The following is a 14,401-nucleotide window of genomic DNA, read 5'->3' as shown; positions in this document are numbered from 1 at the left end:
GGGGGGGGGCGGGGGGGGGGGGGGGCCGGGGCCCCCCCCCCGGGGCGGCCCCGGCGGGGGGGCCCCCCGGGGGGCGGCCCGACCTTGCGCCCCCCGGCCCCCACCACTGTCATGTTGGTTACGGCATGTCATTGCCTGAAAGCGCTCAGCGGATGACCGCCTGACGGACCGTCCGGGCTCGCGCCTCGCAGGGACGCCACCCCGATAGGGGTCATACGGTCAGAGGATGACCAGCCCCGACTCGCCGCCGCACCCAGCTGAGCCAGCCGGAACGGCCCCGACCGCGACGCCGACGGCCGACGCTCACCGCTCGTTCTGGGCGCAGCTCGACGGCCCGGTGCACGTCGTCGACTTCGGCGGCCCGGCTGACGCTCCGCTGCTGCTGTGCGTGCACGGGCTCGGCGGGTCGTGGCTCAACTGGCTTCTCCTCGCCCCGCAGCTCACCCCGCGATACCGGGTGATGGCCGTCGACCTCGCCGGGCACGGCCGGACGCCGGCGGCGGGGCGCGGCACCGACGTCCAGGCGAACCGGCGGCTCCTCGACCGGTTCCTGACGGATGTCCTCGACGTCCCGCCGATCCTCGTGGGCAACTCGATGGGCGGCATGATCAGCGTCATGCAGGCGTCCCTGCGACCGGCCTCGGTCGCCGGAATGATTCTCGTCGACCCGGCGCTGCCCCGCCCTCGCGGGGTGTGGCCCGATCCAGAGATCACGCGGCTGTTCGCCGGTCTGTTCGTCCCCCGCCTCGGCGCCACCGTCATGGCACGTCGTCGTGCCCGCAGCAGCCCGCGCGAACTCGTCGAGGAGAGCCTTCGGCGGCTGTGCGCCGACCCGGGCCGCGTGCCGGAGTCCGCCGTCGCGGCGCTGGAGCGCGGCCAGCGGGAACGCGGTGAGCTGCTCGGGGCCGACCAGGCGTTCGTCGGCGCGGCGCGCTCGGTGGTGTGGTCGCTGCTGCACGCGGGGCCGTTGGCGCACATGGTCCGCACGGTGCCGCAGCCGACGCTGATGCTGCACGGCACCGCCGACCGGCTGATCCCGGTCGGCGTCGCCCACCACGTCGCCGCCCAGCGGCCGGACTGGCGGGTGGAGATCCTCGACGGACTCGGCCACATCCCGATGATCGAGACGCCGGACCTGACCGCCCAGATGATCCTTGACTGGCTGGGTCGGGAGGGCCGGCCAGCCGTGGACCGAGCCCGCCGGGTCACGACCGCCCGGTCGACGGCCGCCCACGGCGGCGCCGCGCCGGCTCCGGCGGTGGGAAGCTGACCGCCCCGGCCAACCCCGGCCCCGCCAACCCCGGCCCCGGTCCTGCCAACCCCGCGCCGGCCCTGCGGGCGGCGCTGCGGGCCGCGGCCACGCACGCCGACGACTGGCTGGCCACCCTCCCCTCCCGTCCGGCCAGGCCGGCCCACAGCCCCGCGGAGGTCCTCGCCCGGCTCGGCGACCGGCTGCCCGCCGAGCCGACCGACGCGATCGCGGTCATCGACGCGCTCGTCGAGGCGGTGGGCGGCGGGCTGACCGCGACCGGCTCCCCCGGCTTCTTCGGCTACGTCGTCGGCGGAACACTTCCCGCGGCGCTCGCCGCCGACGTCCTCGCCGTCGTCTGGGACCAGAACGCGGCGCTGGCCTCCCTGTCCCCGGCGGCCAGCGCGGTCGAGGCCGTCGCCGGCCGCGGGGTGGCGGACCTGCTCGGCCTGCCGGCACGGGTATCCGTCGGTTTCACCACCGGCACCCAGATGGCCCATGTGACCGCGCTCGCCGCCGCCCGGCAGCGGGTGCTGGCCGACGCCGGCTGGGACGTGGCCGCGGACGGCCTCACCGGGGCACCGCCGGTACGCATCCTGGCCGGCGCGGACCGGCATGCCACCGTCGACGCCGCGCTGCGGCTGCTCGGCTTCGGTGACCGGGCCGTCGTCGCGGTCGCCTCCGACGACCTCGGTCGGATGCGGACGGACGCGCTGCGTGCCGCCCTGGCCGCGGCGCCCGGTCCCGGCGGCGCCACCGGGTGCGGCCGGCGGCCGGCGACGATCGTCATCGCCCAGGCGGGTGAGGTGAACACCGGTGCCGTGGACCCCCTCGCCGAGGTGTGCGCGCTCACCCACGAGCACGGTGGCTGGGTGCACGTCGACGGTGCCTTCGGGCTGTGGGCCGCGGTGTCGGCCTCGGCGCGGCGGCGCGCCCTCGTCGCCGGCGCCGCGCAGGCCGACTCCTGGGCGACGGACGGCCACAAGTGGCTCAACGTGCCCTACGACTGCGGCATCGCGCTCGTCGCCGACCGGGCCGCCCACCGCGCCGCCATGGCCACCCCGGCGGACTACTTCCCGCCCGCCCCGGCCGGCGCGCTCGACCCGGTCGACTGGACGCCGGAGTTCAGCCGCCGGGCCCGCACGTTCGCCGTCTACGCCGCGCTGCGCTCGCTGGGCCGCTCGGGCCTGCGCGACCTCGTGGACCGCTGCTGCGACCACGCCGACCACGCCGCCCGCGAGCTGGCCGCCGTGCCGGGGGTGCGGGTGCTCAACGCCGTGGGCGACCCGCCGCGGGGCCCGGCGATCCCGCTCAACCAGGTCCTGGTCCGGGTCGACGGGCGCCGGCGCGGCGCGGTGGACCGCGGCGACCGGCTGACCCGGCGGGTCACCGCCGCGGTGACGGCGGGGGGCGGGGCGTACGTGACCGGCACGATGTGGCGCGGGCGCGCGGCCATGCGGCTGTCGGTGAGCAACTGGGCGACGTCACGCCACGAGGTGGACCGGGCGGTCGCCGCGATCGCCGTCGCCGCCGCCGAGGCGGACGAGGTCGGCGAGGCAGACCTGGCAGGCGAGGTCGGCGAGGTCGGCGAGGTCGAGGGTGTCCCCCGGCGCCGCACCGCGGACGTCGCCGACGGTCTCGCCGAGAGCGCGCCGCGGCGCGGTGATCTCGATAGGCGCCGGGGCGGTCTCGTCCCGTAGTGTCCGCCGGGACCCTCTGTAGTACGGCGTGGGACACCTGCGCGGCAGCGGTCCGGCGGCCGGACCGGGCGGCTAGGCTGCCACAAGTCCCGTTCCTCCGGCCGATTCCCCGCGGCGGGCGCATCAGGTGCGCCGGGTGCGGTCCGTCCCCCGGGTGACCGGCCGTCCGCCTCGACCGGCGTGCCCCGCGCGCGGAAGGATGCAGACGTGCCCAACCCCTTCGTCCATCTGCACGTCCACACCGAGTACTCGATGCTGGACGGTGCGGCCCGGTTGAAGGACATGTTCAGCGAGGTGTCGCGCCAGGGGATGCCGGCCGTGGCGATCACCGACCACGGCTACATGTACGGCGCGTACGACTTCCACAAGCAGGCGACCGCCGCCGGGGTGAAGCCGATCATCGGCTGCGAGGCGTACGTCGCGCCGGAGTCGCGCCTGCTCAAGCAGCGGGTGCGCTGGGGCGAACCGCACCAGAAGGGCGACGACGTCTCCGGCGGTGGCTCGTACACCCACATGACGATGTGGGCGCGCAACGCGATCGGGCTGAAGAACCTGTTCCGGCTGAACTCGCGGGCGTCGATCGAGGGCCACTACATCAAGTGGCCGCGGATGGACGCCGAGATCATCGCCGAGCACTCCGAGGGGCTCATGGCGACGACCGGCTGCCCGTCCGGCGTCGTGCAGACCCGGCTGCGCCTGGGCCAGTACGAGGCCGCGCTGGAGTCCGCCGCCGCCTACCAGGAAATCTTCGGCAAGGAGAACTACTTCTGCGAGATCATGGACCACGGGCTCGACATCGAGCGCCGGGTCCGTGACGGGCTGGTCGACATCGCCCACAAGCTCGACATGCGCTTCGTGGTCACCAACGACTCGCACTACACCTATGAGTCGGAGCGCGAGGCCCACGCCGCGCTGCTGTGCGTCCAGACGGCCTCCACGGTGGCCAACCCCGCCTTCCAGTTCGAGGGCTCGGGCTACTTCCTGAAGAGCTCCGAGCAGATGTACGCCATCGACGGCTCGGACGCCTGGCAGGAGGGCTGCGAGACCACGCTCATGATCGCCGAGCGGGTCGACCCGACGGGGATGTTCGCCAAGAAGAACCTGATGCCGCGCTTTCCGGTGCCGGGCGGCGAGACCGAGGAGAGCTGGTTCCGCAAGGAGACCTGGGCCGGGATGGCCACCCGGTTCCCGGACGGCTACGACGAGGAGCACCGCGCCCGGGTCGAGTACGAGATCGGGATCATCCTCCAGATGGGGTTCCCGGCGTACTTCCTGGTGGTCGCCGACTTCATCGTGTGGGCGAAGAGCCAGGGGATCCCGGTCGGGCCGGGCCGCGGCAGCGCCGCCGGGTCGATGGTCGCGTTCGCGCTCGGCATCACCGACCTCGACCCGATTCCGCACTCGCTGCTGTTCGAGCGGTTCCTCAACCCCGAGCGCGTGTCCATGCCCGACATCGACATCGACTTCGACGAACGTCGCCGCGGTGACGTGATCCGCTACGTCACCGAGCGGTGGGGCGACGACCGCATCGCGCAGATCGTCACCTACGGCACGATCAAGGCGAAGGCCGCGATCAAGGACTCCTCCCGGGTGCTCGGCTACCCGTATGCGGTGGGCGACAGGATCACCAAGGCGATGCCGCCGGCGGTGATGGGCAAGGACATCCCGCTGGGCGGGATCTTCGACGAGAAGCACCCCCGGTACAGCGAGGCCGGGGAGATCCGCGGCCTCTACGAGTCGGACGCGGACGTCCGCAAGGTCATCGACACCGCCAAGGGCCTGGAGGGGCTCATCCGCCAGGCCGGCGTGCACGCCGCCGGCGTGATCATGTCCGCCGAGCCGATCATCGACCACATCCCGGTGTGGCGCCGCGACGCCGACGGCGCGATCATCACGCAGTTCGACTACCCGACCTGCGAGACGCTCGGCCTGCTCAAGATGGACTTCCTGGGCCTGCGCAACCTGACGGTCATGGACGACGCGGTGCGCAACGTCGAGGCCAACCGCGGGATCAGGATCGACCTGCTGGGCCTGAGCCTGGACGACCCGGTGAGCTACGAGCTGCTCGGCCGCGGTGACACCCTGGGGGTGTTCCAGCTCGACGGCGGGCCGATGCGCTCGCTGCTGCGGATGATGCGCCCGGACAACTTCGAGGACATCTCCGCCGTCCTGGCCCTGTACCGGCCTGGCCCGATGGGCGCGAACTCGCACATCAACTACGCGCTGCGCAAGAACGGCCAGCAGGAGGTCACCCCGATCCACCCGGAGCTCTCCGAGCCGCTCGCCGACATCCTCGACACGACCCACGGCCTGATCGTCTATCAGGAGCAGGTCATGGCGATCGCGCAGAAGGTCGCCGGCTACTCCCTCGGCGGCGCCGACCTGCTGCGCCGGGCGATGGGCAAGAAGAAGAAGGAGATCCTCGACAAGGAGTTCGTGCCCTTCTCCGAGGGGATGAAGGCCAACGGCTACTCCGCGGCGGCGATCAAAACGCTGTGGGACATCCTCGTCCCGTTCTCGGACTACGCGTTCAACAAGGCGCACACCGCCGGCTACGGGCTGGTGTCGTACTGGACGGCGTATCTCAAGGCGAACTACCCGGCCGAGTACATGGCGGCGCTGCTCACCTCGGTGCGCGACGACAAGGACAAGTCGGCGATCTACCTCAACGAGTGCCGGCGGATGGGCATCAAGGTGCTCCCGCCGGACGTGAACACCTCCCTCGCCGACTACACCGCGCACGGATCGAACGAGATCCGGGTCGGCCTCGCCGCCATCCGCAACGTCGGGGTGAACGTCGTCGAGTCGATCGTGCGGACCCGGTCGGCCAAGACCCGGTTCGTGTCGTTTCCCGACTTCCTCGACAAGGTCGAGGCGGTCGTCTGCAACAAGCGCACCATCGAGTCGCTGATCAAGGCCGGCGCGTTCGACGCGCTCGGCCACACCCGGCGCGGCCTGGTGGAACGGCACGAGCAGGCCGTCGACGCGGTGATGAGCGTCAAGAAGAAGAACGCCGAGGGGCAGTTCGACCTGTTCGCCCTCGACACCGACGACGATCCGGCGAACGCGCCCCTGTTCGGCGTGCAGGAGTTCGCCGACCACGAGTGGGACAAGGCGCTCAAACTGTCCCACGAGCGGGAGATGCTCGGTCTGTACGTGTCCGACCATCCGCTGCGCGACGTCGAGCACGTGCTGGCCGCGAAGGCGGACTGCGGCATCGCGTCGCTGACCGGTGGGGAGTATCCGGACGGCGCGACCGTGACCATCGGCGGGATCATCTCCAGCCTGCAGCGCAAGGTCACCAAGCAGGGCAAGCTGTGGGCGCTGACCACGGTCGAGGACCTGGAGGGCGGCCTGGAGGTGATGTTCTTCCCGCAGACCTACGAGGTGTGCTCCACGCAGCTCGCCGAGGACGCCGTCGTCATCGTCAAAGGCCGGCTCGACAAGCGGGAGGACACCCCGAGGCTGATCGCCTCCGAGCTGACCGTGCCCGACCTCAGCGAGCAGGCCCTCAGCCCGCCGGTGGTGATCACCATGGCGGTCGCCCGGGTGAACCCGCCGACCGTGGAACGCCTGCGCGAGGTGCTCGGCACCCATCCCGGCACGACCGAGGTGCACCTGCGCCTGCAGGCCGCGAGCCACACCACCGTGCTCCGCCTCGACGACGCCTACAAGGTCCAGCGCACTCCCGCCCTGATGGGCGACCTCAAGGCCCTGCTCGGCGCCGCCGCGGTCGCCTGACCCGCCCACCGTGCTACGGTCGGGAGCAGGCCGGTAGCACGTGAACGTCGACGCTCGCTCGATGTCGCCGCCGGCCGCAGCCAGCCGGCGGTCTTCATCGCCGGAGTGAGGTGGCCGTCATGACGACGGGCCAGATGATCTCCCCTCCCGATCGTGCCGATGCCGCGCGTTCCGACGACGACGGTGGCGATGCACCGTCCCCGCTTCGCGTCGCCTCGTCGGGAACCCATCCCGAACCAGTCGCCGATGACCGCGAGCCGCGGTTGTCCCTCGTCCCGCCCGGCGGTCACGGATCCTTCGACGGAGCCTGGTGGCCACACGGCGGACGGCTGGCGCGGGAGGCTCCGGCGCTGGTCGCGGCGCTGTCTGCCGCTGGCCACCCGATCAGCCGGATGTCGGTCAACGGCGACGTCTGGACCGACATCCCCGACCGGCTCCCCCAACCGGGCCGGCCACCGGTACGGATCAGCTGGTACCACACCCTCGACCCGCACACCGTCACCCTGACCGCCGGCGACCGGCCGCGGATCTTCCTTCTGGTGATCCCTTCCGACGCGGCCGCGGACGCCGCGGAGGACGTCCTGCGGAGGGCGGCGACCGGCCGGTTGTCCGGGCCGTCCAGCCAGATCCTGCGCCACGCGGGCGCCGCGCCGCTCGACGGCCTGTCCGCGCCACCACCCGCGGACCGGGTCGGGCCGGGGACGGACGGCCAGCCGCGGCCTGCGGTGAGCGGGCAGAGGAGAGCACGGTAGCCGCCCGGTCGGCGGGCTCCCGGTGACCGCCCGGCCCGGCCAGGCCGGGTTGGCCGCGCGGTGAGGGTGGCGATTCTCGCGCCGATCGCGTGGCGTACCCCGCCACGGCACTACGGCCCCTGGGAACAGGTCGCCAGCAGCATCGCGGAGGGCCTCGTCGGACACGGGGTGGACGTCACGCTGTTCGCGACGCTGGACTCGGTGACGACCGCGGCGCTGGACGGCGTGTGCCCGCACGGGTACGCCGAGGACCCGTCCCTCGACGGCCGGGTGTGGGAGGCCCTGCACGTGGCCCACGTGCTGGCCCGCTCCCGCGAGTTCGACCTCGTGCACAACCACCTCGACTGGCTGCCGCTCGCGTTCGCGGCGAGCTTCGCGGCGCCGATGGTCACGACGATCCACGGGTTCTCCGATCCGCGGATCGTCCCCGCCTACGCGCGGGCCGCGTCGGCGTACGTGTCGATCTCCGACGCCGACCGCAGTCCCGACCTGGACTACGTCTCGACCGTCCACCACGGGGTCGACCTGGACGTGCTCCCGTTCTCGGCGGTGGGCGGGGACGACCTGGTGGTGCTCGGCCGGATCCACCCCGACAAGGGCACCGCGGCCGCCATCGACATCGCCCGCCGCGCGGGTCGGCGCCTGGTGATCTGCGGAATCGTCCAGGACGAGCGGTACTTCGCCGAACAGGTGCTGCCGCACGTCGACGGGAACCGGGTCAGCTACCTGGGCGCGGTGGGACCTTCCGCGCGGGGCGAGGTGCTGGGATCGGCAGCGGCGCTGCTGCATCCCGTCGCGTTCGACGAGCCGTTCGGGTTGGCGGTCGTCGAGGCGATGGCCTGCGGCACGCCGGTCATCACCTACCCGCGCGGAGCCATGCCGGAGGTCGTCGACGACGGGGTGACCGGTTTCCTGGTCGACGGACCGGCGGCCGCGGCCGCGGCGGCGGCGGCCGGGCCGGAACCCGGCGCGGTCGACACGCCGTCGCAGATCACGGCGAGGGCCGCGCCGCCGATCTGCGCTGCGGCGGGCGTCGCCGTGGCCGTGGCCGCCGTCTCGCCGGCGCCGGCCGGGTCCACGGGACCGCCCCGGGTCAGGACGCGCAGGGCGAGGCCGTCCTCGTTGGTCCGGTGGACCAGCCCGCGGTCGCTCACGCCCGCCGCGGAGCCCAGGTCGCTCTCCACGCGGTCACCGGTCATGCCGGCCCGGGGCAGCGCCGCGCCACACCGCTCGCAGAAACGGTCCTGGGGCCGCACGGTCGCGTGGCACGTCGAGCACTCGACCGGGGCGCCGTGCGGGTCGTCGCCCGCCGGCCCGGCCGCGGTGGCCTCCTGCGCGGTGGTCTGCACGTCGGTGGCCTCCTGATCGATTGTTGTCGGACTGCCCAGGTGCCGGGCGGCGACGTCCTGCGCACGGGGCCGCCAGCGCTCGCCCGGGGCCGCGGCGGGGTCGCCGTCGCGCGCCGGTGACGCCGCACCGTCCGGCGCCGACGGCTCGCCCGGCACCGGGGACGGCAGGCCGGGTGGCAGGTCCGCCGGGTCCGGCGGTCGGGCGTCGGTCACGTCAGCGCCCCGGGGCGCACGATCTGGGGCGTCTGCCGGGTCCTGGCGGGCGCCACGCCGGCGAAGGACATGCCGGCCCTGCGCGCACCTACCACCGCCCCGTTCGATTCCCTCCGACGCCCCGTCCCGTCCCGCGCGCGGGCCCGGTCACCGGTCGGGCCGGTGGCAGACGACGTCTGATGGTAGGCCGAGGGCGGCGCCGCGAGCCGACAATGTCGGGTTGTCGTCACCCGTTCGATCGGGGCGCGGCCCAGGGACGGCATCGGCACGCGCGCCGTTCAGCCCGGGTCGACCGGGGCGGTCGCGTGCGTGCGCAGGCCGGCGACTCCCGCCAGGGAAGTCGGATGGCCCAGGAGATAGCCCTGGCCATAGGGGATGCCGGTGGCCATCACCGTGGCCAGCTCGCCCGTCGTCTCGATGCCCTCGGCGACGATGTTGCCGCCCGTCTCGCCCGCGACCTGGACCAGCCCGACGGCGATCGCCCGGCGGGCCGGGTCGGTGTCGATGCCGCGGGTGATCACCCCGTCGAGCTTGATGATCTCCGGGCGCAGCCGCAGGAGCTGTTCCAGGCCCGCGTAGCCGGTGCCGATGTCGTCGATCGCGATGCGGATCCCACGGTCGCGCAGCAGTTCGACGGCGATCAGCAGGCGGTCGTCGTCGGTGATGTGCTCGTGCTCGGTGATCTCGACCACGACCCGGCCGTCGGCGAAGGCCGGCAGCAGGTCCAGCACGCCCGCGATGATGGTCGACGGCGAGGCGTTGATCGTCAGGGTCAGGCTTTCGGGCAGCTCGTGCAGGATGGCGCACGCCCGGGCGAACGCCATCCGTTCCAGCTCGGTGGCCAGGCCCACCGTGGCCGCGTTGGCGTACCAGCTCTGCGGGTCCTCGGCCATACCCGGGAACCGTGACAGTGCCTCGAGCCCGACGACGGTCTGGTCCCGAAGCCGGAAGATCGGCTGGAAGACCACCAGCGGCCCACCGCCGTCGATGACATCGCTGACCTGCGACCAGAGCCGCCGGCGGCGGGTCCACATCTCCTGCAGGTCAAGGACGGCGTCGGTGAGGAACGCGGCCATCAGCCGCAGGAACCGGCCGTCGCGCTCCGGCGCCGCGGGCCGGGGCAGGTGCGCGAGACACGCCAGGACGCCGTACAGCCGGCCGTTGCCGTCATGCACCGGAACGCAGGCGTAGGCCCCGACTCCTGGCAGGCCGAACCCGGCGGCCGAGTCGTTGTCCGTGGTGCCACCCGTGGTGCTGCCCGATATGCCATCCGCCGCGCCACCCGCTGTGGCGCCAGGTGTGGCGCCAGGTGTGGCGCCATGTGGACCGGTGGGCTCGTCACCGGGGCTGTTGCGGGCCGCGGCGATCACGGGCTGTACCTCGTCGGGCAGGGCGCGACGGGGGAGTCTGTCGCCCGCGGCCATCCCGAACCCGGCGGTGTCGCCGCGCAGTACCTGCAGCACGAGGTGGTCGTCCTCCACCCGGGCCAGCATCGCGAGATCCATTCCGAGTTGCCGGCGCAGGATGTCCAGCAGGTCCGCCACGATCGACTCCGCCTGAGGAAGATCCACCGGCGTGGCAGGTCCTATCGCCCTGGTCGGCACGCCAACCACCTCCACGGGTGGCATGCCCCGCGTGACCCTCGGTCATGCGGGTCGCGCGGCCGGGAGGGTCGTGGGCCCTCAGCGCAGCGCCGCGGTGACCGCGTCGCGGATGAGGTCGGCCAGCCGCGGCGGCGCGCCCCGCCGGGCCCGCACGTGCAGCGGCTCGGGATCCGCCGCCGGCAGATCCTCGCGCCGCACCAGACCGGGGGGGACCGGGCCCACGTCGGCGAGCAGCGCCACCCCGACGCCGGCCCGGGTCGCCTGCAGCACACCGGCGAGGTGGCCGGCCTCACCGGCGATCCAGGCGGTGCGCCCGACCCGTGCGAGCGTGCTCAGTGCCTGCCGGCGGATCGTGCACGGATCGTTGATCGCCACCAGCGGGAGGGGGCGCTCGGGTGGCGGTGGCGTCCAGCCCGCCGCGGCGTACCAGGCCAGTCGCAGCGCGCCGGCCGGGCGGCAGGCGGGGCTGTGCGCCGCGCCGATGAGGACGGCGACATCGACGGCGCCGTCGTCGAGCGCCTCGGTGATGCGCGCGCCGCGGTCCAGCCGGAACTGGATCCGGGCCTCCGGGTAGCCCGCGGTCAGCGCGGCCATCCACAACGGCAACAGGTGGTCCGCGGCGTGCTCGGTCGCCCCGACGGTGATCGTCGAGGGCCGCGCGGGGGCGCCGACGCCGAGCTGGACGAGGGTGCCGTCGTGCAGGTCGAGCAGGCGCCGCGCCGCGGCGAGCAGCAGTTCGCCGTCGGGGGTGAACCGGGTGGCGCGGCCGTCGGGCGTGACCAGCGGGCGCCCGACGGTCTTCTCCAGCCGGCGCACATGCTGGCTGATCGCGGACTGGGACACGCAGAGGACCGCCGCCGCCCGCCGGAACCCGCCACTGTCGGCGATCGCGACGAGGCTGCGCAACGCCGTGATGTCGAGGGTGGCGGGCACACGGCGCACCATAACATGACTGATCGCGAAATCTGATCGGTGTGATTGCGGATCGGCGTTGGACAACCACTGGAAAACCCACCATCCTGGTCGACATGGTCGCCAAGTCCCGCGCAACCCGGTTCGGGCAGGTCAACGCCGCCCGCGCCGGTCGCGCCGGGCTTCGGCCACTGCCCCGGCGGGTGTTGACCCGCCGGCGGATCGTCGATTTCGGGATCCTCGCGTCCTCCTGCTGTCGCTGCCGCTGACCTGTCAGCGCCGTTGACGTGGCGCTGGCGCTGGCGCTGGCGCTGACGTCGCGCTCTGTCGGCCCGCGGCTGAGCCCCGGCCCGCGTCACCCCGCGCCGCGCCAGGCGGGACTCGGAGGCAGTCGGCGCGCCTGCCGACCGCCACCGTGACCGCCGCCCAACCCCGACCTGGCCGGCGCCGTTCCCGCGCGGCCGTCGACGCCGCCCGATTCCGTCCACATCCCCGCACGATTCCGTCCACATCCCCGCACGATGCCGTCGGCCTCCGCGCCCGGCCGTCGCCCCAGTCCTACGGCGACGCCCGCGCGCGCCACCACGCCTGCTCCGTCCCGCCCAGCGGTGTCCCACGACGCCGGTGTCGCCGAAGAGCGTCGGCGCACCGTCGCCACCGCGCGGGACCCCGCACCCACCGGACACCCTGATCCCCGGACACCCTGATCCCCGGACACCCTTATCCCCGGCCACCCCCTGATCCCCGGACCCAAGGACACCGCGATGACCTCCGTGCAGCTCACCCCCACCGCCTCGACGTCGCCCACGATCGCCGGGTGGGACAACCCGCCCACGATCGCCCCCCGCGCGAGCGTCATCCTGGTCGTCGGGCGCGGCGAGCATCCCGGTGTCTACGAACGGTTCGGCACGCGCCTGGCCTTCGACGGCTACCGCGTGCGGGCCGTCGGCGACCCGACCGTCGACCCGGACGCCGTGACGGCGGACCTCCGTTCCCTGCTGGCCGATCCGGACACCCCGGCGCCGCGGGTCCTCGCCGGCGCGGCCGCCGGCGCCGCGTTCGTCGCCGCGCTGGGCGCGCCCGGCGCCGTCGACGTCGACGCGCTCCTGCTCGTCGGCCTGCCCGCCACCCCGCCCGCCACCCCGCCCGCCGGCCCGGCCGGCGTCGGCGGCGCGGCATCCGACGCCGCCCCGGCCAGCACCGAGGACGACCGGTGGGCGGCGGAACTCGCGGCGCGCACCGCCTGCCCGACGCACCAGGCGCGACTCACCGGCGACCCGCACCTGCGCCGCGGTGGGCTGGACCGGCCGGTCCCGGCGTCGTGGCTCGCCGACGCCGACCTGTCCCGGGTGGACATCCCGATCCTCGGCCTGCACGGCTCAGCCGACCTGGTCAGCCCGCTGCGTCCGGTCCGCGCCCGCTACGCCGCGGCGCCGCGGGCGGAGCTGGTGACCGTCGACGGCGGTCGCCACGACGCGCTCAACGACGCGACCCACCGCACCGCCGCCGCGGTGATCGTGCTGTTCCTCGAGCGGCTGCGCCTCGGCGCCGAGCTGCCCACCCTCGCGCGCTGGGTGTGACCTGCCCCCGTCCGCACCGCGCCTGATCACCGTTTCCCGGAGGCTGTCCGATGCCCGTCGAGTTCATCAGCGCCATCAACGTCAACCCGTCCAACGAGCTCAACCAGCTGGGCCGCGCCGCCATCGACGTGCCGTTCTTCACGCGGTACGCGCGGGCGCTCGACGACTACGGCTTCGACTACACCCTCGTGCCGTACTCCTCGACCTTCCACGACCCGTTCACGCTGGCGAGCGCGCTGACCCAGCACACCGAGCGGGTCCGGCCGATCATCGCGCTGCGGCCCAACACGATGTACCCGACGGTGGCCGCCAAGCAGCTCGCCACCCTCGACCAGCTCTCCGGCGGGCGGGCGGTCGTGCACCTCATCGCCGGCGGCGACGACCGGGAGCAGGCCCGCGAGGGCGACCGGCTGCCCAAGGCGGAGCGTTACGCCCGCCAGGCGGAGTACATCGACATCCTGCGCCGGGTGTGGACCGGGACGGCACCGTTCGACCACGCGGGGACGTACTACTCGTTCGAGGACTTCGTCTCGGTGGTCCGCCCGGTCCACGGCACGATCCCGGTGTCCGTCGGCGGCTCGTCCGCGGACGCCTACCGGGTCGGCGGGGCGCTCGGCGACATCTTCGGCCTGTGGGGCGAGCCGCTGGCCGAGACCCGCGAGCAGATCGACGCGGTCCACGAGCAGGCCCGCCTGGCCGGGCGCAGCGACCGCCCGCGGATCTGGGTCACCTTCCGGCCGATCATCGCGCCGACCGAGGACCTCGCCTGGGAGAAGGCGCACCAGATCCTCGCGGTACTGCGGGGCGCCGGTGGCGCGGCCCCGCGGGCGTTCCGCGTCGGCGGCGCGAAGCCGGCCAACGTCGGGTCCCAGCGGCTGCTGGCCGCCGCAGCCCGCGGCGAGGTGCACGACCGCGCGCTGTGGACGGCACCGGCGGCGGCGACGAACGCCGCCGGTGCCTCCACCGCCCTCGTCGGCACCCCGGAGACCGTCGCCGCGGCCATCCTCGACTACGTCGACCTCGGCGCCGAACTGATCTCGATCCGCGGCTACGACAACCTCAACGACGTCGTCGACTACGGCCGCCACGTCCTGCCGCTGGTCCGCCAGGAGCTGGCGCACCGCGCGGCGGCCGGGCGCCGCGGCGCGGGCGGGCGGCGCGCCGCGGGGCGGCCCGCCCCGCCGCGCGCCGCCGCCCCCCGGGGGGGGGGGGGGGGGGGGGGGGCCGCGACGAACGTCTGCGTGGCGAAGCGCTCCTCGTGCTCGAAGGCGCGCATGGCCGCCTTCTGCCCGGCGGCGTCA

The 14,401-nt window shown here is 74.1% G+C and carries 9 protein-coding genes; 7 read left to right on the top strand and 2 right to left on the bottom strand.

Going from position 1 to position 14,401, the window contains the following annotated elements; all coding sequences use genetic code 11:
- The first annotated feature begins 226 nt into the window (after positions 1-226).
- From MXD60_RS18195 to MXD60_RS29460, 5 genes are all read left to right on the top strand, one after another.
- Positions 227-1,270 (top strand): alpha/beta fold hydrolase, encoded by a 1,044-nt coding sequence (locus MXD60_RS18195; RefSeq protein WP_248820514.1) that lies wholly within the window; start codon positions 227-229, stop codon positions 1,268-1,270.
- Positions 1,267-2,949: a pyridoxal phosphate-dependent decarboxylase family protein gene (locus tag MXD60_RS18190; protein ID WP_518468201.1), complete on the top strand. Its 1,683-nt coding sequence runs from the start codon at positions 1,267-1,269 to the stop codon at positions 2,947-2,949. The genes MXD60_RS18195 and MXD60_RS18190 overlap by 4 nt, the downstream gene beginning before the upstream one ends.
- Before the next feature lie 207 nt (positions 2,950-3,156).
- On the top strand, positions 3,157-6,690 hold the full coding sequence (gene dnaE, locus MXD60_RS18185) for a DNA polymerase III subunit alpha (RefSeq protein ID WP_248820513.1): 3,534 nt from the start codon (positions 3,157-3,159) through the stop codon (positions 6,688-6,690).
- Positions 6,691-6,809: 119 nt separating this feature from the next.
- The gene (locus MXD60_RS18180) at positions 6,810-7,442 is read left to right on the top strand and encodes a DUF5994 family protein (RefSeq protein WP_248820512.1); all 633 of its coding nucleotides are present in this window, start codon (positions 6,810-6,812) and stop codon (positions 7,440-7,442) included.
- 60 nt (positions 7,443-7,502) lie between these two features.
- Entirely contained in the window at positions 7,503-8,807 is a 1,305-nt protein-coding gene (locus MXD60_RS29460) for a glycosyltransferase (protein ID WP_308222527.1), read from the top strand.
- Between the two features lie 475 nt (positions 8,808-9,282).
- Here MXD60_RS29460 and MXD60_RS18165 read toward each other — a convergent pair whose 3' ends face one another.
- A complete protein-coding gene (locus MXD60_RS18165; protein ID WP_248820511.1) occupies positions 9,283-10,575 on the bottom strand; it encodes a sensor domain-containing phosphodiesterase in 1,293 nt (430 codons plus the stop codon).
- A 111-nt stretch (positions 10,576-10,686) separates the two neighbouring features.
- On the bottom strand, positions 10,687-11,553 hold the full coding sequence (locus MXD60_RS18160) for a LysR substrate-binding domain-containing protein (RefSeq protein ID WP_283098580.1): 867 nt from the start codon (positions 11,551-11,553) through the stop codon (positions 10,687-10,689).
- A 731-nt stretch (positions 11,554-12,284) separates the two neighbouring features.
- Here MXD60_RS18160 and MXD60_RS18155 point away from each other — a divergent pair.
- Entirely contained in the window at positions 12,285-13,100 is an 816-nt protein-coding gene (locus MXD60_RS18155) for an alpha/beta hydrolase (protein WP_248820509.1), read from the top strand.
- Between the two features lie 50 nt (positions 13,101-13,150).
- On the top strand, positions 13,151-14,401 hold a 1,251-nt coding region (locus MXD60_RS18150), incomplete at its 3' end, for an LLM class flavin-dependent oxidoreductase (protein WP_248820508.1).

It is taken from the genome of Frankia sp. AgB32, assembly GCF_023243045.1.
GTDB lineage: Bacteria > Actinomycetota > Actinomycetes > Frankiales > Frankiaceae > Frankia.
Note: the sequence above shows the minus strand (reverse complement) of the source record. Positions and strands in the feature narration are given on the sequence as shown.